The sequence below is a fragment of the Nodosilinea sp. LEGE 06152 genome, from assembly GCF_015207525.1.
In the GTDB taxonomy this organism is placed as follows: domain Bacteria; phylum Cyanobacteriota; class Cyanobacteriia; order Phormidesmidales; family Phormidesmidaceae; genus Nodosilinea.
In genome coordinates this window covers 14,775-38,116 of record NZ_JADEWR010000031.1, presented here as the reverse complement: position 1 = coordinate 38,116, position 23,342 = coordinate 14,775, and the positions used below count along the sequence as shown (strand labels likewise).

Genomic DNA, 23,342 nt, shown 5'->3' with positions numbered 1-23,342 from the left:
AGCCAATCGCTCAGCTTATCCTGGCCCCTGGAGGTGAGTGGTGTCGTTAAAGCGCTTGATTTGCCACAGCTCGGTGTTGAGACGGTTGGGGCCAGTTTGGTGCCAGCGATCGCGATCTAGCCAGAACTCAAACTGAGCGGTGTTGTCCATCGGCAGGCCCCAGGCGCGATCGCAGCCCAGCAGGCCACTGATGACGTGCTGCAAAATCCAGTGGTGGCCGATGACGAGAATGCGATCGCTATTGCCGTGCCGACTGAGCACGTAATCCACAAACTGCTGCGCCCTGGCTTGACCCTGCTCCAGGGTTTCGGCCTCGGGGATGGGCTGCCAGTCGAGGCTGGCGGTGAGCCGCTGGCAGAGGTCAGGGTAGCGATCGCAGGCCTCGGCCCAGGTCAGCCCGGTGAAAATGCCTGAGTTGTACTCCATTAACTCGGAGCGCAGCTCTACCGTCACAGTTTGGTCGGGGGCTAGGGCAACCTGATCAAGACTGCGTTCACTAGCAACAAATTTTGGGATATTTGGGAGCGGATCGCCGATGGATGAGCGCGAGGCTGTAAACCCTTGCACTAGCGCTGACAGCGTCTCAGTAGCTCGCTCTAGAGGGCTGCAATACGTGTGGGTAGGGTACCACCCCTTCGCGGCCAAATGCCGCCCCAGCCGCAGCGACTGCTCTACGCCCCAGGGGGTTAGCCCTGTAGAACTGAATCCCTCCATGCGACCCTCAACATTGCCTACCGACTGGCCGTGGCGCACTAAAAGCAGCTTGAGGGGGGGCATAGGTTCTAGAAAACGTGGTCAGCCAATCTGAAGCGGTTTAGATAACGCCAGTGGCTGGGGGCAACCTGATGGGAGAGCACTGGCGACAAATCAGGAGGAGCGGCGGCAAAACTGTCTACCAGCAACTCTAGAATTTCTGAAACGTGCCAGAATGCGTAGACGAATATACCAAGTTCAGCTTGAGATCTACGGGTTTCCCGCTGGCAAAACTTCACCACTGGACTTAGGTTTGGTTTATCCCTGAACTCTGATTCGCTATCGATGACATCTCCGGTTCATTCAGCTTCATCTCTACCCTGCCGCTGCGGCCTAAGCGCTGTTGATCGGCAGCGCTTAGGCCTGTTTCTCACCCTGGTACTGGGGTTTGCGGTAGTGGAGTGGCTGGTGGGCAGCCACAGCCACAGTCTAGCTTTGCAGTCGGATGCCGGGCACATGCTCACCGATGTAGGCGCGATCGCCCTGGCGCTGTCGGCGAGCTGGCTGACGCGCCTGACCCTGGCCCAGTCTAGACCGGGCCAGCCGCACCTGGAAGCGATCGCTGCATTGGTCAACGGCCTTGGGCTGCTGGTCATGGCGGGGCTCATTTGCTTAGAAGCATGGCATCACTTAACGGTGCCCACGACCACGCTGGTCAGCGGCCCTATGGCCGGTACGGCTTTGGTCGGGCTGGGTATCAACGGCTTTGGGGTTTGGCTACTCCACGGTCAGGGCGACGAGTCGTTGAACCGGCAGGGTGCCTTTTTGCACGTAGTGGCCGACTTGGCTAGCTCGGTTGGGGTCATCATTGGAGCGCTGTGCATGGCGCTGTTCCACTGGTTTTGGGTGGATGGGGTGCTGAGTTTGGCGATCGCCCTCCTAATTGGCAGCAGCGCCCTGCCCCTGATTTACCACAGCTGGAGACAAATTGCCCAACCTCAAACCACCCCGCCACCCCGGCCCGATCTCACCAGCCTGGGCTTTCTCGAAACCGGATACACCGACCTGAGCACCCTGCTGGCAGTAACGCCCGCCTCACCTGGGGCAAGCTGGCCAAACTTAGGTAACAAACCTGGGGCATTAGGTCACAAAACTGCGCCATATCGGTCATTCGATTCTAATATTCATACCTAGGCGGCCGTCTCTGCATCGGCCAGCACTGCACTGTGTCTACGGGAGTCAAACATGGGTACCTGGGTTAAGGAAACCGATGAAGCTTTTTACCTAATGCAGGGAAACCAGTGGATCTCCCGCATCCAGAAGCGTCCCTCCTCCGGCAACCCCAAGGAGCAGGTGCTCAATGTTGAGGGCATGCGGGAGTGGTTTTTGCGATCGGACGCTCCCCTGGCCATGACGGTGTCGGTTGGAACAGGCGGCCCAGAACCCGAGCAGTTCGGTAGTGGCTCCCCTGGCGGAGAAACTCCACCACCCGAAGAAGTGATTCCTCCACCGGACGGTGGCACCTCACCCCCCATAGGCGGCGGCACCGACCCCGAGCCCCCCGGTGCGGGAGGAGAGCCTGCCCCCGAACCGGCGAAAAACCTGACGCTGCGCGTGAAAAGTACGACTTACTTTAAGCTGCAGCCCAAGCTAGCCAACGAACTGACCGATGCCGAGAAGGTGCTGGTCACCAACGGCACCACCTTCGACATTCAGTACTACATCGACGTGGGCAAAAACCACTGGCAGATTCAGCTGCTTGAACCTACCCTGGGCGACAAAACCAACCGCACCTGGTTTGTCTACACCCCCGACATCGATGTGCTAACCGGCGTTCGGCTGCGCGTAGTTAGCGACACTCTGTTTAAGACCGAGCCCAAAATTTCCTCACAGCTGGGCGAGTCTCAAAAGGTATTCGTCAAAAACGGCACTCAGCTGAGGCTGCTGGCCTTTAAGCCAGCGGCGGGCGACCACTACGAGGTCGAGCTAGCCGACGCCGTCGTTGGGGCCGAAGTCAACACCAAGTGGTACGTCTACAGCCCCGACACCAAGGTAGACGGCAACCGTCAAACCCTGGAAGTTACCGGCGACACCATCTTCAAAGCCCGTCCTGTACAGTCGAACCAGCTCTCTGACGCTGAGAAAGTGCTGGTGAAAAAGGGAACCGTGTTCCTGCTCAATTCCTACGCTCAGCCCGAGAACAATCACGTGCGGGTAGCCCTACAGGGGGCCTTTCTAGGCCCTCAAAACCGTACAGCCTGGTATGCCTATGTGCCCGATATTCAGATCTCTGGCACTGAAATTGGCAATAATCCTACCGATCAGGGGCCGGGGCAACCAGCCAACCCAGCCGACCGGGGCGTGGCGCTAACCTTTCCTGGGTTTTCGGGCACCTACTACTCTAACTACCCCATTCAGCCCAAAAATCGCTACGGCGTGCGGGGTAACTTTACCTGGGGTGAGGCGCTGCACGTCAATCCCAGCACAGGCCGGTATCGCCGCCCGGCCAACGCCGGAGTGGTCTACAACATTTTGAAAGTGGCCGACGCGATGGAAGAAATTCGCAAGATGTACGGCGACAAGCCAATTAAGATCAACTCCTGGTACCGCGACCCGGCCACCAATGCAGCGGTGGGAGGGGCGTCTATGTCGCGCCACATGTCGGGGGACGCGGTAGATTTTGTGGTGCCAGGCGTGCGGTGCTCTGACGTCTACGCCCGCCTCAACGGCTGGTGGGGCAACCGGGGCGGGCTGGCCAGTTCTTCGGTGTTTACCCACATCGACGTGCGCGGCTACCGAGCCCGGTGGAGCTACGGCTACTAGGTCAGCCGGTCTGCCAGGCTGGACGGCCCTAAGGCGGGGAAGACCTAGCCGCAGCACTGCTCGATGCCGCTATCTGCTCAGCCTGAATCGGCCTGCCATTTCCGCAATCGATCGCAGACATCCCGCAGGGGCGCAGCATGCTGCGCCCCTACGGATCTGGTGGAGGCAGATAGAATTTAGGATGCCGAGCGGGGCCAGAAAATTTTTATCGCTGGCAGTCCTCACCCTAGCCCTGAGTATTGGGGGAATGCTTCCCGGACTGGCGCTTTCGCCTCCCCCCAATGTTGTTCTCCCCCCCGATCTAGCCAACTTCCCCTTAGTAAAACCCTACGACTTGGGTATGGCTAGCCTGGCTCAGAGGGGAACAGAATTTGATGCCATGCCGCTGGCGCTGACGGGGGCGATCGCGCTACCTCCCGGCAACTCCCCTGTACCCTGGGTCGTGGTACTGCACGGTCGTCATGCCGGATGCCACTTTCGACCCGATACCACCAGCCAGTGGCCCTGCGTCCCAGAACCCCGCTTTGACCTGGGCTTTGCCTACCTGGCCCAGGGTTTAGCTGAGGCAGGCTACGGCGTGATCATTCCCAACCTGAATGCCGCTTTTAGCGAAACCTATGGGGCCAATGCCGACAACCGTAACGAGCTGGCTGACCAGCGCAGCGGTCAAATTATCGATGCCCATCTGAGCCGCTTGGCCCAGGCCGATCGCGGAGATGACCCTGGCTTTGGCATATCACTGACGGGGCGCGTTGATCTGGGGCGACTGGCGATGGTGGGCCACTCCATGGGAGGCGGCGCAGCGGCGCTGAACGCCCTGCATCGACTTAACGTAGACTCGGCTGCATCGCTGCAGGCCAAAATTGCGGATGGGCTGGGTCCGATCGCAGCTCTGGTGCTGGTCGGCCCCACCCGCAGCTACCCGATCGCCCAGCGACCCGACGCCTACCAGCTGCCGGATGTGCCAACGGTGGTGATAGCCGGGGGTTGCGATCGCGACATTTTTGACCTCAGCAGCCTCTACTACGTCGAAACGGCCCGTCAGCAGCCTCGCAATAGCCCTGTCTTGGGCATTCTGCTGCCTGGAGCCAACCATCACTATTTCAACGCTGCCGTTGCGGCGGATGACTACTACCGCCAGCCCAATAACGGGCCGCTGTGCGACCCGCAGCGATCGCGCGATCGCCTCTCTCGGGTGGCCCAGGAAAACTTCCTGGCTCAATACACCACCGCCTTTCTGCAAACCGTCTGGTCTACTCCTGAGGAAGACAAACCTCTGTTCGAGGCGGGTCTAGCAGCTCAACAAGCCGCTCCGGCAAAAATGTTTGGGCAATCGGTGCTCACAACACTGGTAGCGCCTTCGGCCCAGCGCTACACCGCCTTTCACGCTAGGGAGGCTCCTGTAGCCACGCTGACCGGTGGCCTGAGTGCGGGGTTCTGTCAGGCGCTAGCGGCTTGCGAGCGATCACCCCGGCCCTACCCCCACTTCCCAGACCTGCTCACCCTAGAGTGGAATACTATTCCCCAACAGCTGCAAGTGCCCCTGGAGAACCCCAACGCCAGCACCTTTAGCAGTCTTGAGCTACGCCTCGCCCCTGACCCATCCTGGTCAGTGCCCCAGGGGCAGCCGGTGTTTGCGGTGGTGCTGCGCGACCAGCAGGGCAACGCAGCGCGGGTTGAAATTCTCTCGACGGTGCCCGCGCTGCGATCGTTTGAGGCTGACCCCACCCACGGCCACACCGCCCCTCTCTACCCTAGTTCTCTCCGTATTCCCCTGGGGCAGTTCTCTGGCGTTGACCTGACGGCAGTGACCAGCGTGGAGATAGTGTTTGACCAGGTTGCTGAGGGCAAGCTGCAACTGGCTAGCATTGAGTTTGTGGGGCGCGGCGATTTTAGATCTTAGATTGGCAATTTTGGATTTTGTTCAGCTAAGACTCTAGTTGTAACCGCCACACCCTCGCAAATCCAAAAACCAAAATTCACTTAGATGCCCTCGAAGCATGGATGACAAAACTCATAGCCCGCCGCCTTGAGCTTTTGGTTTGACACCCGCACGTTATAGGGCCGTGCGCTGGGCTGAGACGGGTCCCACTGCACAGGTTCGAGATGGTTGGCGGTGCAGACGCGATCGATCAGCTCGCGCACGGTGGGAATTTCGTCCTGCACCAGGTTGTAGAGGCCGCTGAGGGAGCGAGTTTGTGCAAAGGCGATCGCCCCTACAATGTCATCTAGATGCACCCAGTTGCTGGCTTCGTGCCCAGCACCAGGGCGGGTCTGCCCGGCGGCGCGGCTGTAGATTTTTGCTAATTCGCGCCCTGGGCCGTAGATGCCGCCGAGGCGAAAAATGCAGATGCTTCGCTCTGGCGTAGCAGCTTGCAGGAGCATTTTTTCTGTCTCTGCCATCGTGCGCCCGTTGTCGGTGGCAGGTTTGGCGGGGTCATCTTCTCGCACCCAGGCCCCCTCGTAATTGCCGTAAACCGAGTAAGTGCTGGTAAAGATGATTTGCCTGAGACTAGGAGCCTGCTCTAAGGCTTTCACGACGGTTTTGGCTGTGTTTAAGTAAACCTCTTCGTAGTTGGCCTGCCGACCGGCCCCCACGCAAATGAGCAGGGTATCTTGGTCTTGCAGCAGGGCCACAATTCCACCAGCATCTGAGCCATTCACGACTTGAACTGCTGCCGCTACCTTGCGTAAGTCGTCAACTCGATCGGGGCTAGTCGTTGTGGCGGTAACGCCGATTCCCTGGCTGCTCCAGAGCTGAGCCACGGCTTTACCGACATATCCACACCCTAAAATGGCGACCCTCATCGTTTCAATCTCCTCAAGGCGTCAATAGCTGCATTCTTACGGGCTTCTTTTTTGCTCCGTCCCTGACCAATGCCGTAGCTGGTTTCACCCACCACCACCTCGACGGTAAATTCCTTGGCATGGCTGGGGCCAGTATCGCCCCGGTCTCTGTATTCTGGGGGTTGAGGGCCTAGGTGGGCATGGACATACTCCTGAAATTCGCTCACTGGGTCAATGGCTGGCAGATCTACGACGCAATCAACCAGCGGGCCAAAGATCGATTCAACATAGCTCAAAGCCGCCGCAATACCAGCATCGAGTCGGTAAGCCCCAATCACTGCTTCAAACATGTCGGCCTGCACGCTGGGATTGTAGCGTTCGTGTTGCGCCCCAGCTCCTAACCGCATTTTGGCCGGAATGCCCAGCTTCACAGCCAGAGCAGCCAGACGCGACTCGTCGACCAGCTGATCGGCCCGCTGCGACATTTTGCCTTCGGGCATATCGTGGTATTGGGCAAAGAGCAGATCGCGCACCACAAACTCCAGAATGCTGTCGCCCAGGAACTCTAACCGCTCGTAGTGAGAATTTTCCTTGGGATGTTCGTCGGGATATTCGTTGGCATAGCTGCTGTGGGTGAGCGCCTGCCGCAGCAGGGCTGGATTTTGAAAAGTTGGTAAGTCCATGATGGCGGTAGGACGAGCAAGGCATCGGCACCGTCCTGTATCCTAAACCAAGTCAAGCCTCAGCCCTAACCCTTGTACCTCACCCATCTATCGCTCAGGCACTTTCGTAACTATGGCGAGCAGCAGATTGATTTTGCCGCTCCCAAAACGATTTTAGTGGGCGAAAATGCCCAGGGTAAGTCGAACCTGCTGGAGGCAGTGGAGCTGCTAGCCACGCTGAAATCGCACCGGACGAGCCGCGATCGCGACCTTGTGCAGCAAGACCAGCCCGTGGCCCAGGTCACCGCCTCCGTACGTCGGGATTTGGGCATGGCCGATCTCTCGCTGGTGCTGCGCCAGGCGGGGCGGCGCACAGCCATTCTCAATGGCGAAAAGCTGAGGCGGCAGCTCGACTTTCTCGGTGCCCTTAACGCTGTGCAGTTCTCTAGCCTCGATCTCGACCTGGTGCGGGGTGGGCCGGGGGAGCGGCGCACCTGGCTCGACACGCTGCTGATTCAGTTAGAGCCGGTCTATGCCCACATTTTGAGCCAGTACAACCAGGTGCTGAAGCAGCGTAACGCCCTGATCAAGCAATCCTACGGTGACGATGAGGGGGAAGCTGGGCAAACCATCGATGCCACGGAGTTTGCCCTGTGGGATGCCCAACTGGCGGCCCTGGGAACACGGGTGATTCGGCGACGAGCCAGAGCGATCGCGCGGCTGGCCCCGATCGCCCACCAGTGGCACCAGGCGATTAGCGGCCAGCGCGAAGACTTACGGATCCACTACCAGCCCAATGTGCCAATAGAGGAAGATGACCCCCAGGTGATTCAGGCCAGCTTTTTGGAGAAGATTAAACTGCGGGCGATCGCCGAGCAGCACCAGCGCACCAGCCTGGTTGGCCCCCACCGCGACGACATCGAGTTTGCCATCAACGACACCCCCAGCCGCCAGTACGGCTCCCAGGGGCAGCAGCGCACCTTGGTACTGGCCCTCAAACTGGCAGAGCTACACCTGATCGACGAGGTGATTGGCGAACCGCCCTTGCTATTGCTCGACGATGTGTTGGCCGAGCTAGATCTCAACCGTCAAAATCAGTTGTTAGAAGCGATTCAAGATCGGTTTCAAACCATTATTACCACCACCCACCTGGGGGCTTTTGGCAGCCAGTGGATGACCTCATCGCAAATTTTGACCGTTAAGGCAGGGCGGATTGAGGACAGCTAAGCAATTTTCAACTCGGCATGAGGAACAATCATGATGAGAGAAAGTTTTTGATACCCGAGCTTGATCAGGTTTTCGAAGCATGTTTGAACAGCAAAAAATCTCCCCTACCACAACTAATGGTCGCGCTGTTGCCCCACGACATCGCGCGATTTTGAGCCGAGGTAGCTACTTTAGCTTGTTAAGTTTAGGCAGTGCGGGCAGCATTCTCAGCATTGGCAGTACCGGCAGCATTCTCAGTATCGGCAGCGCGGGCAGCATCTTGAGCATTGGCAGTACCGGCAGCATTTTGAGCATTGGCAGCGCGGGTAGCGTACTGTCGGTGTTGAGTCTAGACAGCATTCTCAGCGTCTTGCAGTTTTGGGCCGTTCGTCAGTTTTGAATAGGCTCAGCCGTTGGGATGGCAATAACTCTCGCTCCCAAGATGCCAGAGTTTGCCACGATCGCATAGTCAACCAGCACGTTTAAGCGATTATTGGTAGGCCGCAGCATGGAACGCTACGGCCTTATTGATGTGGTTCAAGGACGATGGAGCAGGCGGGGCGGGGGGTTCAAAGCCTGCAGCATAAAGCGAGCTATGCCGTAGAGGATGAAGGTTTCTCCCAGGAGTTCGCCAAATTCTTCGATCGTGATTCTGAGGTGTTCGCCCAGGAAAAGACTTTGAGAGGAGAAATGGGTGGCCAGCACTCCCTTTACAGCTTCTGCGCCAAACCCGCCCAGAAGGAACACGCCTATCCCCACCAGCACCCACAATACCGAGGCACGATGGTGACGCCAGATCCAAACCAAATCTCGCCAGCCCAGCACCGGAATGGCGATCAGAATGCCTAGGTAGATGAGCTTCCAGTCGAACTGGTTGAGGGCCAGGTGAAGTTTGGTCAGTTCGTCTAAACCGCCGTAGAGGCTGAGCCCCGCCAGAGCGCTCGGCAAAAACCAGGAAATCGGGCTAGCCATGCGCTGACGAAACCGCAGCAGCGCCAAACATAAACCCCCAATGGCAAACAGGTGAGCTGCCTGCAGCCAGGAGGGCAGCGATCGCAAACCGTTGAGGTCAAGCAGCGGCACCGCCTCACCCCGAAAACAAATCATGGCCAGGTAGGCCAGGGCTAGCCCTAGTTCGGCTCCAACTAGGGCGATCGCGGCTTGCGGTATCCAGCTTTTTTGTTTGGTCATAGAAATTAAACGTAATTTATTAGTCCTATCTTGCCCTCGTATAGGGGTTAGTCGCTGTCTGATAAAGTCGGATTTAGGCGGTTAGGCAGAAGGCTGTTTAGTTACTCAATTAAGGCCATTTACGGTTAGGGCTACCGAGTCGAAGTAGCGCGTAACCCTTCATCGAGCTGAATGAAATCCCTTCAAAGCCACACTGTGATCCCTGCCCTAGGGCTGCAAGGAAAAGCATTGGGTTTATAGCGAAAGAGAGAGGTTAAGGAGGGTTCAGATGTTTTAAGGTCTACGCAAGTACCACCGCATGAACAGGAGACAACCTCATGCCTTACGAAAATACAGACGCTTTGCCCCAAGAGGCTCAGTCTTTGCCCCAAGAGGCTAAGCAAATCTTTATGGCCGCATTCAATGCTGCTTCACAAGATGGTTTCAGCGAGGGGGGTGCCCACGAAGTTGCCTGGAACTCAGTCAAAAACACCTTTATGCAAGACAGCAACGGCGAATGGACCTTTAAAGCTGACAAGATTGACTCTCGCAGCCGAACTGGCACCATGCCTGGGGCCTAACATTATTTAAGATGTCGATAATTTTCATAATTCATCAACATCTTAATTTTGCCTTTTAGTCTGGCTAAGTATTATCAGGTGAATAGGGTTTGATGCAGACTAGTATCGATCCCTGTTCACTTGATTAGTATTTTTTGCCGTTTTAGCTAGTGGTCATACTGCGGCGCAACTGTTCAGAGAGCGATCGCCCCGTCCCTCCACGTCTTACCATAGTTAACTCGGCACCGATGCTGACGGCAATTTCTTCAGGGGTTAGTGCCCCAATATCTAAACCAATGGGGCCGTAGATAGCGGCGAGTTTTTCTTTGGAAATACCCAGTCGAGCGATCGCGCTATAGACCTGTTTCACCCGCTTTTCGCTGCCGATCATGCCAATGTAGCGACAGGGGGTTGAGCGCTGAAGCAACAGCTGGAGAGCTTCGAGATCGTGGGTGTAGCCACGGGTGACGAGGGCAACATAGAGGTTTTGATAGTGGTTCAGAGATGCGATCGCTGATTCAATCCCTCCGACTAAAATTTGGCTAGCTTGAGGGTAATGCTCGGCATTGGCCCACTCGGGGCGATCGTCTTGCACCACAATTTGAAAGCCAATTAAATGGGCAACTTTGGCAAGCTGAATACCTACGTGACCTGCCCCCACTATCAATAGCGTCGGCGGCGGTTGCAGGGTTTCAACAAAGGCCATAGCAGGGTCAACCTGACCAACATTCTCTACCAAGTAAGGATTTCTATCCTGCACAAAGGGCGTTACCAGAGTGACTGACTGCCCGTGTTGGAGCTGCCGCAAAATCGAATGCACCAAGAGTTTTGCCGCATCACCCTGCCAGCGCTCCAGCCATACGCGCATGTGGCCTCCGCAGACCCCCTGAGTTTGTCGCTGGGGTGCCCCAGAGAGGTCAATCTCGACAAACTGCTTGGCTCCAGTTTTCAAAACATCTCGGGCTTGCAGCAGCACCTTGGCTTCCCCGGCTCCACCACCAATGGTATTGAAAGCTTGGCCGCTGACATCAACCACCAGCCTGGCCCCCACTTCGCGTGGAACAGACCCTCTGATGCTAACCACTGTAGCGAGAACCGCAGGGCCATCGTCAAGCGCCTGAGCCAGCTGCTGAAAACAAGTCACCATGGTCTAAAAAGCTACGGATTAAGGCGATCGCAATCTCAAGCCGTACGATCACCAAAAAGCAGACTGACGAAAAAGCTACACCTGCTACAAATGAGTGACCCAATACTCTACAGCCTGATGCTCTACACTACCGTCAGGCATGGTTGTACGATTCAGTTTTGCGCCATTAAGTTCTGAGCCTTGCAGTTCGGCCCATTTAAGTTCAGCATCTTCGAGATTAGCGCCCAAAAACTTGGTTTTCCAAAGGTCTGCTCCACGCAAATTGGCTCCTTTTAGATCGGCATTCTGAAGGTTAGCACCAGTAAGATCGGCATCCCGCAAATTAGCCAATCGCAAATTGGCTCCGTGCAGATCTACTCCCCGCAAATTCGCATTTTGCAGATTAGCCCCCTGGAGACGAGCTTCGGCCAGGTTAGCGCCGTGCAGGTTGGCTTCCCGTAAATCAGCCCCCTGTAAATTGGCTTCTATTAAGTACGCCTGGCTTAACTGAATTTTGACCAAATTGGCCCCTTGCGCTTCCAGCAATCGCAGCGGCACGCCATCGTTATGGAGGTCTTCTAAGGCGCGGATACGGGCATAGCTAGTAGACAGCTTATTGGCGGCGGCATTGTCAATTGTACGCCAGGCTTCATAATGCTTCTGAGCTTTGCGGTCAGGAGCCCCTTTGAAATACAGAATAACGGCGGCAACGATCGCAAAAGATTCAGCATTTTCAAAAAAGATTTTCAGCGTATCTCGCTTGAACAGGTCGGCGATAGAATTTATCGCAACGTCTTCATTTACCCAAACGGCAACCAACGCCAAAATCAGCACGGAAACCAGCACCGCCAGCCAGGTAGGAACTCGCTGCACCCATGCTTCCAGCTGTCGAACGTAATTTGACGAACTCCAATGCATAGGTAGTACTCAACTAAAAAAGCTTCGACGGGCAAGAGAACAACTAGAACAACTACCTGGTAGCCATGTCTAGAGCATCAGGTAGGGCAAGGGCACTAAGGAATAACTCTGTATCAACAATATCATCCGCCATCTTTGAGACTGAGGAAATTGTAAAAAGCGGGATGAACCGAGAAATAGCTAATATTTTCCAGATTGATGGTTGACAGCTCATAGTGACCGACGTAGGTACCACAAGTGTTGCGCATCGCCTGGGGCACCTTAGCCTTAAGAAAACCAATGTGCCAGAGCAGCTTTTTAAGTTCAAGATAGTCCATTTCTAATACCCACTCGGCAGCGCGATCGACATCTAGTTCGCCACAGACTGCTGATAGTAGCAGGTATTCCAAATCTTCTTTGCTAAGTCGTCCCTTACGGCCTCTAAAGACCTCAAACAGGTCGAGCAGATAGGGATACTTAAAGCGATATTCAGAGGCTAAATCCTTAGTCTTTTGTTCTGAGTAGACCTCCTCAGCCGCCAAGATCGCGCTTTCCTCGATCCGCTTGCCTTTGTTGTAATAGTCGAGGCAGAGTTTGCAGAATTGCAAGAGTTCGCGAGGGCGGTGCTGGGTGCGATCGATGATGTAGTCAACGGAGTTGATTTGCTGTGATGAGATCATCGAGCTAAAAACTGAGTTCCAGCGACGCAGACCGTTGTGCTGCTGCAGTTCGGGAAAACAGTGGGCAATGCGCAGACCAATTAGCTCTAGCAGTTCGGCCTTGCCCCAACGAATCACTTCAACATCCTCACGAATTTTCTGGGCATCTTCGTAAATTTGGGGAATATTGTCGAATAGTTCCTGTCGAATAGAGATGTAGACGCGGAGGTTAGGGCTGATGCGGTTTAGCTTCTGGGACGCCTGAAATAAACCAGCCAAGAAGTACTTGGCATCCTCTGAGTTGTCCCAACCCTTATCTAACTCATCGATAAAGATCTTGATGCGCGTCCTTTTAAGAATGATCTCCAGACTGGGCTGCAGCTCCTTGATTTCTTCTAGGCTGTAGAGCTTTTGCAGCTCACGAGATTTCTGAAAACTCTCGTGGTTGCCAATCTTAATTTGTTCGAGCCGCTTTAAATATTCGAACAAAATGCCGATAGAGTTCAGATCTTGGCTATTTAGGTTGTTGACAACATGGTTGTAGATATCTTTTTGCGGCCCTAGCAGCAGCCCTCGCTTTTCTTCAGCGATCTTTTTGAAAACCAAGCTAAAAAGCAGATACTGCCAGGCCACCGAGTAAGAACTTTGCTTGCCCCAAGAGCCCTCCTGCTCGCTGCGCAAATACTGTGACAGCAGCTCGTAGGAATACTCTTCGGGGGAGAGTTCAATCACCAGGTTGCCTTTGCGGGCTTCTGCCGATGCCATGTACTTGAAGATGGCGCTTTTGCCCGCGCCCCTAGTGCCCACCAGGATGGTTTTATCGCTGTTGAAAAACTTGTGGTAGGTCGAGTTTTGATAAAAATAGTCGGCTAAGCCGACGGTGATATCACGCTCTGCTGAATCTGATCCCAGGTTGAGTAGACTAATATCCAGAGGCATGGGGAGCGGTTTAGGGGTGCGAAGGGGTTTGTAGATTGCTCCTAGCTTATAGCTTTCGATCGCTTTGCCATAGCCTAGCTACAGATAGGGTCCACAGATGTTCTAAAGCGCTAAATGTAGAGCCTAAGGGGCAGGGGTCCATATCGCCCCTGGAGTTGACGCTATTGAGTTGAGAGCACTCTCGTCTGCGATCGCCGGTTAAGCCACCTCCACAGGCTGCGCCTGAAATGTTGCCGCACGAACCCCTTCGATCGCCCACAGGGTTGCCTCCGGCGTTGCCGGTAGGGCCAGTGGCACATAGTCAGCATTGCCAAACGCCGCCACCGCCGCACGAATCGCCTCTCGCACCGACATGGCCAGCATAAACGGCGGTTCGCCCACCGCTTTGCTGCCGTAGATCACACCGTCCTGGGCGGCGCGCTCCAGCAGATGCACGGTGAAGTTTTCCGGCACTTCGCTGATGGTCGGGATTTTGTAGGTGCTGGGGGCAAAGGTGCGCAGGCGGCCTTCGTCGTCCCACACCAGTTCTTCCATGGTCAGCCAGCCCATGGCCTGCACAAAGGCTCCTTCGATCTGACCCTTATCCACCAGCGGGTTGAGGGATTCACCCACGTCGTGGACGATGTCCACCTGACGCAGCTTAAAGGTGCCGGTGAAGCCATCGACTTCGACCTCAGAAACGGCAGCACCGTAGGCAAAGTAGTAGAAGGGGCGTCCCTTGCCCAGTTTAGGATCCCAAAAGATATTGGGGGTGCGGTAGAAGCCGGTGGCGGAGAGGCTGATGCGTTCGCTGTAGGTTTGCTGCACCACTTCGTCGAAGGCGATGCGGGCGCTGGGGTAGGTACGGCAGTAGATCCAGTCGTCTTCAAAAACCATGTCTTCGGGGGCGTCCAGATTCAGCATGCGCACGGCGACGGCGGCGAGGCGATCGCGCAAAATTTCGCAGGCATTCTTCACGGCCTGGCCGTTCAGGTCAGACCCGCTGGAGGCAGCGGTGGCCGAGGTGTTGGGCACCTTGTCGGTGCTGGTGTGCATGAGGCGAATGCGATCGCTCTTTACCCCCAGCGCTTTGGCCGCCACTTGGATCATTTTGGTGTGCAGGCCCTGGCCCATTTCGGTGCCGCCGTGGTTGAGCTGAATGCTGCCGTCGGTGTAAATCAGCACCAGCGCCCCGGCCTGGTTGTACTGTACCTTGTTGAAGGAAATGCCAAACTTGACCGGGGTGATGGCGAGGCCACGCTTTTTGTAGGGGCTGGTTTCGTTAAAGGCGGCGATCGCCGCCCGCCGTGCCATGTAGTCAGCTCCTTCCTTGGCCTCCTGCCAGATGCGGGCGATGCGGTTGTCGACAATGTCCTGGTCGTAGTGGGTGCGGTTGGTGTCGCCCTCGCCGTGGTAGAAGTTGCGCTCGCGCACCAGGTCGGGGGGCAGGTTGAGGGTGCGGGCAATGCGATCGCACACTTCCTCAATCACGATCATGCCCTGGGGGCCGCCGAAGCCGCGATAGGCGGTATTCGACACCCGGTTGGTTTTGGCGATGCGCCCTTCGACGACCAAATTAGGTACGTAGTAGGCGTTGTCGACGTGGAGCATGGCCCGCCCCAGCACCGGGGGCGACAGATCGAGGCTCCAGCCGCCGTCGGCGGTCAGCACCGTCTTCATCGCGGTGATGGTGCCATCGTCGTTGAATCCGACTTCGTACTGGCCGAGAAAGCCGTGGCGCTTGCCGGTGATCAGCATGTCATGGTGGCGGCGCAGACGACAGCGGGCGGGTCTGCCGGTTTTGTAGGTGGCCAGGGCCGCCGCTGAGGCAAAGGGGTTGGCCTGAGATTCTTTGCCGCCAAAGCCGCCGCCCATACGCAAGCAGGTACAGACCACTCGGTTTTTGGGCAGACCGAGAATGCGGGCGACGATCTCCTGGGTTTCGGTGGGGTGCTGGGTCGAGGTGTAGAGTTGGAGGTTGCCTTCACCATCGGGAATGGCCCAGCTGGTTTGGGTTTCTAGATAGAAGTGGTCTTGGCCACCGATTTCGATTTCGCCAGAGAAGGTGTGGTCGGCCTGGGCGATCGCCGTATCAGGGTCACCCCGGCGGATAACTTGGGGGTCGCTGTGGTAACTATTGGCTGCGATCGCCTCTTTCACCGTCTTAATCGCAGGCAGCGGCTCGTACTCCACCGCGATCTTCGCCGCTGCTTCCCGTGCCGCCGCTTCGGTTTCGCCCACGGCCCAGGCAACGACCTGGCCGTAGTAGCTGATTTCGTCGGTGGGCAACAGCACCTCGTCGTGGACGATCACCCCGGTATCGTTCTCCCCTGGCACATCCTCGGCGGTGAGCACCGTAACGCAGCCCTCCACCGTCAGCGCCGGAGCTACATCCAGCCGGGTGATTTTCGCCCGCGCGTGGGGCGAGAGCACCGGATACAGTGACAGCATCCCTGCCGGTTCGCGCTGGTCGTCGGTATAGACCGCCGTACCGCTGACGTGGGCGACGGCGCTTTCGTGGCTTTTAGGTTTACCGACTGGGCTCATGGGGGTACCTCTTAGCAATTGTGAATTGGCAGTTTTGGGTAGGGTGGGCACTGCCCACCAAAATCCTTAGGCAGAATCACCAGCATTGGGCAGAAACTAGGTTGATGAAGCGCAGCGTAGGGAATGGACTATCGGTTATGTAGGAACGGTGGGCAGCGCCCACCCTACGAAGACCGTCAACGGTAGAGTGCATCGCTGCGCGGATGCACCACAGCAGATGCCCCATCAAGAAAATTCCACAAAGAACTTCTCGAACAAATTCACCACCAGGCGCTGGCGGTACTCGGCGCTGCTCCGCAGGTCTGAGAGAGGAGTAAACGCCTCTTGGAGCAGGAGCTTGACGGCCTGAACAGTCTCCATTGTCCAGGGTTTGCCTAGCAAAAATTCCTCCACTGCCGTGGCCCGCACCGGAGTCGCTGCCACCCCGCCATAGCCCAAGCGGGCATGGAGAATTTGGTTATTCCCGTCCACATCCACCACAAAAGCCGCTGCCACAATGCTAATGTCGTCGGTGCCGCGCTTGCCAATTTTGTAGGACTGGCTCAGGCGGCGATCGGTGCCAGGGGTCAGGGCTTTGGGAATCTGCACTGCCACAATCACCTCGCCCGGTTGCAGTGCGGTCTGGCGGTAGCCGGTAAAGAAATTTGCTAAAGGTAGCGTTCTTTCGCCCTCAGGGCCAGCTAGCTTCAAAGTCGCATCCAGCGACAGCAGCACCGGAGGCAGGTCGCCAATGGGGGAAGCCGTGCCGATGTTGCCACCCAAGGTAGCCCGATTGCGCACCTGACGGGCCGCAAACCAGTGAATCATTTCATCCAAGTTGGGGAAGATACCGTTCAGCTTGGTCTCGATGTGGCTAAGGGGCACCGCCGCGCCAATTTCAACAAAGTCCTCGGTTTGGTGAATCTGCTTGAGTTCGGCGATCGCCTCTAAGGAAATCAGCGTTGGGTAGTGCTGCCGGTGCCAGCTCATCTCCAGACCCAAATCGGTGGCCCCGGCGACCAGGGTGGCATCGGGGTGCTGCTGCAACAGATCGAGAACTTCAGCCAGCTGGGTAGGTCGATAGAATCGTTCGCTGTGGCCGTTGTTTTGGGTGGCGTAGGCCAGGGGCAGCAGTGCTGTCGAGGCCGAGGCTAGCTGTTCTGAGAACTGGTCTTGAATCGTGGCGTCAGCAACCATTCGGGCGGCGCGGCGAATGGGGATGTAGCCCGTGCAGCGGCAGAGGTTGCCTTCCACCGAGAGGTCGTCGGGGGTGCCGTCGTAGTAGGCGGCAAACAGGCTCATGATGAAGCCGGGGGTGCAGTAGCCGCACTGGGAGCTGCCCGTTTCGACCATCGCGGCCTGCACGGGGTGGAGCTGGTCGGCAGTGACGGGTTCTTTCACCAAAGGGCTTTTGGGAATGCGGCAGTTGGTAATACCGTCTGCCGTCAATACCTGCCTTCCGGCCACGGCTCCCAGGGGAATCAGACAGCTGTTCACCGCCTGGTAGTGGGGTTGGCCATCGGCTCCTTCACCAATCAGGGCCACGGTGCAGGCTCCGCAGTCGCCGTCACCGCAGCCTTCTTTGGTGCCCGCGCGCCCGCTCAGGCGCAGGTACTCCAGCAGGGTGATCGCTGGCGAGAAATCTTTTATGGAGACCGGCTCTCCGTTGATGGTAAAGCTGAGTTGAACGTCGAGGTGTTGAGTCACAGGCGCTTTGTGAAGATTAAAGATACGTACCTATGGGCCATGAGATTAGTGTTCAACTTAGCGGCGATTTAGTTAGCAAAATAACAATTTGATTAAATTTAATTTGAGCTGTGGCCCTCGACTGAGGGCTAGGATAGTACCGCATCCTGGTTAGCTGCCCCAGCGCGGTAGGGCAAACGCTGTTTGCCCCTAACAAAAGTATCTCTTACTAAAATTTGTGAGGCGAGGTGAGGGCATGCGGCCCTTGTCCAAGAGTAAGGGAAAGCTAAGCCATGACTTCCCTGTTCAAAAAGCTGGAATTTAAAGGCTCAGGCTGAGATTTTGGTAATCAACGCCTCCGCTAGCTTTGAGCCAGAGCTAGCGGCTCCAGAAGGCGTGGCTATTCAGCGATCGCCCACCACCACCCAATCCATCACCTTTGCCCTGGCCTTTGTCACCCAGCAGGCCGAGGTCGATGCCCTGGCAGCGGCGATTCCGGGAAGGATCGATGCCGATTGGTCGGCGCTGCGGTTTCGGCAGGTAGAGTTCATTAAATCAATGACTCGCAATACCAAAATGGCGATTGGGCAAGGCGCGTTCTGCCGAGGGGACAGGTTCCTAGACAGTGCCTCAGCCATCCTTCAAACAGATGCGATCGCAGGCTCCGATCAGGCATTCTGGACAAAAGCGCTTTTTTCCCATCGCCATGACTCAGCCAACCTCGGCCTCGCCTCCCCTCGCCAGCGCTCTCCTAGACGCACTGCACTTTTCCGCCACCAAACACAGCGACCAGCGCCGCAAAGACAAAGAAGCCTCGCCCTACATCAACCATCCCATTCGGGTAGCGCAGCTGCTGGCCACCGAGGGCGGCGTCACCGACCTGGTGACGTTGCAGGCCGCCATTCTCCACGACACCGTAGAAGACACCGACACCACCCCCGAAGAAATCGAGCGCCGCTTTGGCCCCGAGGTGCGGCGCGTGGTAGAAGAAGTCACCGACGACAAGAGCTTGCCCAAGGCCGAGCGCAAACAGCGACAGGTGGAGCACGCCCCCCACCTGTCGCCCCAGGCCAAGCAGCTCAAAATCGCCGACAAAACCGCCAATGTGCAAAACATCACCACCTCGCCCCCCGACGGCTGGTCGCTAGAGCGCAAGCGCGAATATCTAGACTGGGCTGACCGGGTGGTAGCTGGGTGCCGGGGCTGCAACCCAGCCCTAGAAGCGGTTTACGACCAGGTCATGGCCCAGGGACGACAGGCATTGGCGGGGGTAGCCCACTAGTATTCAGTCAATTATTGATTGACGGGTGATTGTAGCCTAGGGTTCACGGTGCAAGGTATGCGGTACAAGGGCGGCCGTGAACCCTGTCCCTGATACCGTGAACCCGCTGACCCAACATTTTTGTTTTGACCATGCACTAGTCGTTGATGTGCTGGTACAGCATCTGCGCCGCCGCTTCCAGGGTGGGGCCAAACACCAACACCCCTTCTTCATGCCCGGCCATGATCAAAATGCGCGTTTGCATCAGGTCGTCGTGATCTAACAGCCGCCTCATTTCGTAGGCCATCGCCGGGGTGCCGTAGGGTACGCTGGCGGCGGTAGTGGGCAGCACCCCCTGACCTCGCTGCCACAGCGGGCGATTGTGAACGTGAATGATCGCCTGAATGGCGCTGCTGTAGTCGTAGAGGGCCGCATGGGTGAGCGACTCGGAGGAAGCCTGGATTGGCCCGGTGCAGTGCAGGGTATTGCGATCGATATCCCAGGCATCAACCAGGGTGTAGTGGTGGGGCGTGGTCTGGGCCAGGTGCCCAGTTTGGGTGCCCGAAACAGCAAAGCTCTGGGCCGATCGCCGGAGGCTGATATTGCCGTAGCCAATGCCGTTGGGGTAGAGACCAATCTGCTGAGCCTGATGCATGCGATCGCGCCATGCGATTAATTCCACCAGCTGAGCTTCTGGCAGCGGCGGGCCAGAATCCCAGTTGCAGACGTATTTAATGACGCCCTCATCAAAGGCAACCATAGCGCTTAGTCTCCCTCAACCAGGGCCTGAGAAACCGGGTTTCTCCACCGTCATTGCGCCTTGAGCTGGATGTCTCCTCAGAAACCCGGTTTCTGGGCTGAGACCTCACGCCGATACCTGGTCAGGAAACAGCCCCAGCAGACCAGCTTCAGAGGCCGGACAGATGCCCCGTTCGGTAATTAAGCCTGTGACCAGGCGGGCGGGGGTGACATCAAAGCCATAGTTGGCGGCGGCGGAAGACTCGGGGCAGATCAGCACCGAGGTGACGCCGTGGGGAGACAGCCCGTCGATGTACTTCACTTCGTTCTGGCTGCGCTGCTCAATCGGAATCTCTTTCACTCCGTCGCGCAGGGTCCAGTCGATGGTGGAGGAGGGCAGGGCCACGTAGAAGGGCACGCCGTTGTCGTGGGCGGCCAGGGCCTTGAGGTAGGTGCCGATTTTGTTGGCGACATCGCCCTGGCGGGTGGTGCGATCGGTGCCTACGATCGCCAGATCCACCATCCCATGCTGCATCAGGTGACCCCCGGCATTGTCAGGAATGACGGTGTGCGGCACCCCATGCTGCCCCAGTTCCCAGGCGGTGAGCTTGGCCCCCTGGTTGCGGGGGCGGGTTTCATCGACCCAAACGTGGACTGGAATGCCGCGATCGTGGGCATGGTAGATGGGCGAGGTGGCGGTGCCCCAGTCGACACAGGCCAGCCAGCCCGCATTGCAGTGGGTCAAAATGTTGACGGGCTGCCCGGTGCGGGCGTAGATATCTTCGATGAGCTTGACGCCGTGCAGCCCGATCTGGCGGCACTGCTCTTCGTCGGCATCGAGGATGGCCTCGGCGTTTTGGCGCAGGCGATCGACGGCTTCTGAGGCGGTAGCCACCTCGCGCAGGGCGTGGAGCTGGGAGGTCAGCGCCCAGTGCAGGTTGACCGCCGTGGGGCGAGTCTGGCCCAGGGTATGGGCAGCTCGGTGCAAAACCTCGCGAAAGTCGGGCTCAGCCACCGCATCCAAAGCCGCCAGGTACATGCCCAGGGCGGCGGTAGCCCCAATCAGCGGGGCACCGCGCACCACCATATCTTTGATGGCGTAGGCTGCCTCATCTACCGAGTTCAGGTCCATCCAGGTGAGCTGGTGGGGCAGCTGGCGCTGGTCAATCACCTGCACCACACCCGGATTATTGGGGTGTAGACGAATGGTTCTGGTCGGCTCGCCGTTAATTTTCACAGGCCTGCTCTAGCCTCCAAAATTCCACTGTTTATTATGACAGACCGCAGCGGCAGGTATGGCGGCGCTTGGGGCTGTCGCTTCATTGAGGAAATGCCTGAACTAGACCAGCTACAGCTACAAAACACAGCGGATGGATTCTAGAACCTGCTGGCGCAAACGGATCGCCTGGAGCTGATTGGCTACCTGCCTGGCCTGTTCGCCCTGCCCCAGCTGGGCGTATTGCAGGGCGATCGCTTCTAGCAAACTGCCCCGATCGTCCTCTCTATCAATGATGGTGTAGCCCTCGGCCCCCAGGCGATCGACCTGGGATTCTTCGCCGGGAATGGTCTGGGCCACCTGGAAAGCCTGGGCCAGAATGGGCAGCGCGGCCTCAGCCTGCCCCAGGTCGCTATAGCGCTGGGCGATCGCCAGCAGGAGCAGAGCCCGGCTGCTGGGCTCTGTAAGTTCATTGACCACGGACAGGGCCAGGTCAAAGCGATTTTGCTGCAGCAGAGCCGTCGCGCTGGTCTGCAAGCGTCCAAGGCGCACCTCTGCGGGTGAGGTAGCCTGGGCGATTTGTAGTGCCCCAACATACTGCTTCGCCGCCATGAAGACCTCAAAGGGTTGGTCGATTGGCCCCCCAAAAGAAGCATCGGTAATCGAGCTATCCAAAACGCTGATCCGCTGCAGGAGTTCGCGGGTGAGGTCGGCTTGCCCCGTTTGGGCATAGACAACGGCAATGGCGGTGAGGGCACTGGGCTCGATCAGAGCGCTTTGCGACACCTCTTCGGGGAACTGGCGCTGATAGGTGGCGACCAGCTCGTCTACGCTCTCCAACGTTTGCTGAAGCAAATTGTTGGCCCAGGCGGTTTGACCAGCCTGGTGGGCGGTCAGGGCGATCGCCGCTAACAGTCGAACCCGCAAGACGGGCCGATTGTCGAGGGGCAGCTGTTTGGCCCACGCCGCCGCTTGGTCGTATTGCCCTGTGGCCGCATAGGCGGTGGCGACCTTGACCATTAGCTCATCCTGGGGGCCATAGTTGATGGCTGCAATCTGGTCCCAGGATTGGCGAACCCACTCAAACTGCTGGGTGTCGATCGCCAGTTGCAGCAGGCTTCCGAGGGCAAAGCTTTGCTCCCAGGGGTCAGCGATCGCCTGAAGGTCACTCAACTGGTCTGACAGCCACGCCTCAACTACCTCCTGCTGCCCGGCCTGGCTGTAGGCCAACATCACCGATTTAACCGTCTCCTGTCGGGAGGCCCTGAGCTGAGTTTGGGCCAGCTCAAGCGCGGCGTCGCGCTGCCCCAGCTGCAAGTAAGTATCCACCAAGCTTCTAAAGACAAATTCTGGATCTGGAAAGCCCGCAGCCGTCTCGGCCTGCTCCCTAGCCTGGGCCATCACCTGGGTGGCTTGGGCGGGCTGGTTGGCGTTGTGGTAGGCGATCGCCACCTTCCCCAGAGCTAAAATGCGCTGGGTGGCAGCGGGAATGGCTTTAGCCGATGCCTCTGCCGCACTCAAACTTTGAACAGCAATTGCCCCTTCAACAATGCCCCGCAGCGCGATCGACTTCAGCTCATACTGATCGGGCAAGTCGGCGGCAATGGCTTCGGCCGGTGCGAAGTGGCCAATGTGGGCATAGGTGGTCGCCATGCGCTGCAAAATAGACAACTTCAGCCATTGGGACGTACCGGTTGGAATTTGCTCCACCGCTCCCCCCACCTGGATCAGCACGACCAGCGCCGAGGTCGTATCACCCATCAGGGCGTAGGTTTCGGCAATGTCGATTAGCGCACTGGCAGTAAAATCGCTGCCACGAATCAAGGTTGCTGCCTGCCGCGCCTGCTCTAGGGCTTGCCTAGCAGGTGGGTTTTCACCCTGCTCTAGAACGGTGTAGTAGCGGGCGATCGCCGCGAGCGATCGCGTTTTAACATAGCTGTGGCTTGAGGGCACCTGATTGGCCAGCGCCATAAACTGCTCCAGGGTAGCCTGGAGCTGGGGCAGTCGCGCCTGCTGATGTCCCTCGGTCAATCGCTGCCATCGCGTGGTTAGGTAGCCCTCGCGGTTATCCAACAACCACTGCTCTAGCAGTTCCGCCTGAAGCCGTCCATTCCGAAGCTGCCCAGCGATCGTCAAAGTCTCCTGCAACGATTGCAACGCCTCGTCGGGTTGAGCCCTTTCTAGGGCAGAACGCGCTTGCTCTCCCGCTACCCCCAGTCGATTTTGCAGGGCTGCATCGGGGTCGCAAACCGCTGTCTGCGCCTGCGCCGTATAGGTGGGGTTGAGGATGTTTTCCAAAGGTGCGATCGCCAGCACACCCAACAATAAAACCGACTGAATAGAGCGAATCATGGTTGCAGAGAATGATGAGTTAAACGAGGAGAGGGCGCGATCGCAAGGTCAATTCAACCGCT

At 57.5% G+C, this 23,342-nt stretch carries 19 protein-coding genes; 7 read left to right on the top strand and 12 right to left on the bottom strand.

All coding sequences use genetic code 11. The features are described from left to right. Nucleotides 1–15: 15 nt before the first annotated feature. Nucleotides 16–777: a histidine phosphatase family protein gene (locus IQ265_RS26840; protein ID WP_194059411.1), complete on the bottom strand. Its 762-nt coding sequence runs from the start codon at nucleotides 775–777 to the stop codon at nucleotides 16–18. Nucleotides 778–1,038: 261 nt separating this feature from the next. Between IQ265_RS26840 and IQ265_RS26835 the strand changes: the two genes are divergently transcribed. From IQ265_RS26835 to IQ265_RS26825, 3 genes are all read left to right on the top strand, one after another. Continuing rightward, nucleotides 1,039–1,887 carry a cation diffusion facilitator family transporter gene (locus IQ265_RS26835; RefSeq protein WP_194059409.1) on the top strand — a complete coding sequence of 283 codons (849 nt, stop codon included), beginning with the start codon at nucleotides 1,039–1,041 and terminating at the stop codon, nucleotides 1,885–1,887. A gap of 51 nt (nucleotides 1,888–1,938) precedes the next feature. Continuing rightward, a complete protein-coding gene (locus IQ265_RS26830; RefSeq protein ID WP_194059407.1) occupies nucleotides 1,939–3,516 on the top strand; it encodes a D-Ala-D-Ala carboxypeptidase family metallohydrolase in 1,578 nt (525 codons plus the stop codon). A 340-nt stretch (nucleotides 3,517–3,856) separates the two neighbouring features. Further along, on the top strand, nucleotides 3,857–5,419 hold the full coding sequence (locus IQ265_RS26825) for a hypothetical protein (RefSeq protein ID WP_194059405.1): 1,563 nt from the start codon (nucleotides 3,857–3,859) through the stop codon (nucleotides 5,417–5,419). An 80-nt stretch (nucleotides 5,420–5,499) separates the two neighbouring features. Here IQ265_RS26825 and IQ265_RS26820 read toward each other — a convergent pair whose 3' ends face one another. Then, the gene (locus IQ265_RS26820) at nucleotides 5,500–6,324 is read right to left on the bottom strand and encodes an SDR family oxidoreductase (protein ID WP_194059403.1); all 825 of its coding nucleotides are present in this window, start codon (nucleotides 6,322–6,324) and stop codon (nucleotides 5,500–5,502) included. Next, nucleotides 6,321–6,986, bottom strand: a complete 666-nt coding sequence (gene rnc, locus IQ265_RS26815; protein WP_194059401.1) for a ribonuclease III — start codon at nucleotides 6,984–6,986, stop codon at nucleotides 6,321–6,323. Before rnc ends, IQ265_RS26820 begins: the two co-directional genes overlap by 4 nt. A gap of 72 nt (nucleotides 6,987–7,058) precedes the next feature. Here rnc and recF point away from each other — a divergent pair, with 72 nt between their 5' ends. Both recF and IQ265_RS26805 read left to right on the top strand, forming a co-directional pair. After that, entirely contained in the window at nucleotides 7,059–8,192 is a 1,134-nt protein-coding gene (gene recF / locus IQ265_RS26810; protein WP_194059399.1) for a DNA replication/repair protein RecF, read from the top strand. 79 nt (nucleotides 8,193–8,271) lie between these two features. After that, nucleotides 8,272–8,571, top strand: coding sequence for a hypothetical protein (locus IQ265_RS26805; RefSeq protein ID WP_228038557.1), 300 nt, complete (start codon nucleotides 8,272–8,274; stop codon nucleotides 8,569–8,571). A gap of 137 nt (nucleotides 8,572–8,708) precedes the next feature. Here the strand turns inward: IQ265_RS26805 and IQ265_RS26800 are convergent, their stop codons facing one another. Then, nucleotides 8,709–9,362, bottom strand: a complete 654-nt coding sequence (locus IQ265_RS26800; protein ID WP_194059397.1) for a hypothetical protein — start codon at nucleotides 9,360–9,362, stop codon at nucleotides 8,709–8,711. Nucleotides 9,363–9,679: 317 nt separating this feature from the next. Here IQ265_RS26800 and IQ265_RS26795 point away from each other — a divergent pair, with 317 nt between their 5' ends. Then, a complete protein-coding gene (locus IQ265_RS26795) occupies nucleotides 9,680–9,922 on the top strand; it encodes a ChaB family protein (RefSeq protein ID WP_194059395.1) in 243 nt (80 codons plus the stop codon). 142 nt (nucleotides 9,923–10,064) lie between these two features. Here the strand turns inward: IQ265_RS26795 and IQ265_RS26790 are convergent, their stop codons facing one another. The 5 genes from IQ265_RS26790 to xdhA form a co-directional block, all read right to left on the bottom strand. Continuing rightward, nucleotides 10,065–11,048: an XdhC/CoxI family protein gene (locus IQ265_RS26790; RefSeq protein ID WP_194059393.1), complete on the bottom strand. Its 984-nt coding sequence runs from the start codon at nucleotides 11,046–11,048 to the stop codon at nucleotides 10,065–10,067. Between the two features lie 84 nt (nucleotides 11,049–11,132). Continuing rightward, entirely contained in the window at nucleotides 11,133–11,945 is an 813-nt protein-coding gene (locus IQ265_RS26785) for a pentapeptide repeat-containing protein (protein WP_194059391.1), read from the bottom strand. Between the two features lie 122 nt (nucleotides 11,946–12,067). Next, on the bottom strand, nucleotides 12,068–13,522 hold the full coding sequence (locus tag IQ265_RS26780) for a hypothetical protein (protein WP_194059389.1): 1,455 nt from the start codon (nucleotides 13,520–13,522) through the stop codon (nucleotides 12,068–12,070). A 198-nt stretch (nucleotides 13,523–13,720) separates the two neighbouring features. Continuing rightward, nucleotides 13,721–16,048 (bottom strand): xanthine dehydrogenase molybdopterin binding subunit, encoded by a 2,328-nt coding sequence (gene xdhB, locus IQ265_RS26775; RefSeq protein WP_194059387.1) that lies wholly within the window; start codon nucleotides 16,046–16,048, stop codon nucleotides 13,721–13,723. Between the two features lie 225 nt (nucleotides 16,049–16,273). Next, nucleotides 16,274–17,734, bottom strand: coding sequence for a xanthine dehydrogenase small subunit (xdhA, locus tag IQ265_RS26770; RefSeq protein WP_194059385.1), 1,461 nt, complete (start codon nucleotides 17,732–17,734; stop codon nucleotides 16,274–16,276). Nucleotides 17,735–18,419: 685 nt separating this feature from the next. Here xdhA and IQ265_RS26765 point away from each other — a divergent pair. After that, nucleotides 18,420–18,995, top strand: a complete 576-nt coding sequence (locus tag IQ265_RS26765) for an HD domain-containing protein (RefSeq protein ID WP_194059383.1) — start codon at nucleotides 18,420–18,422, stop codon at nucleotides 18,993–18,995. Between the two features lie 136 nt (nucleotides 18,996–19,131). Here IQ265_RS26765 and IQ265_RS26760 read toward each other — a convergent pair whose 3' ends face one another. From IQ265_RS26760 to IQ265_RS26750, 3 genes are all read right to left on the bottom strand, one after another. Further along, nucleotides 19,132–19,734, bottom strand: a complete 603-nt coding sequence (locus tag IQ265_RS26760) for a class II aldolase/adducin family protein (RefSeq protein ID WP_194059381.1) — start codon at nucleotides 19,732–19,734, stop codon at nucleotides 19,132–19,134. Between the two features lie 105 nt (nucleotides 19,735–19,839). After that, on the bottom strand, nucleotides 19,840–20,949 hold the full coding sequence (gene mtnA, locus IQ265_RS26755; protein ID WP_194059379.1) for an S-methyl-5-thioribose-1-phosphate isomerase: 1,110 nt from the start codon (nucleotides 20,947–20,949) through the stop codon (nucleotides 19,840–19,842). Nucleotides 20,950–21,066: 117 nt separating this feature from the next. After that, complete coding sequence (locus tag IQ265_RS26750; RefSeq protein WP_194059377.1) at nucleotides 21,067–23,280, bottom strand: hypothetical protein; 2,214 nt, start codon at nucleotides 23,278–23,280, stop codon at nucleotides 21,067–21,069. Between the last annotated feature and the right edge of the window lie 62 nt (nucleotides 23,281–23,342).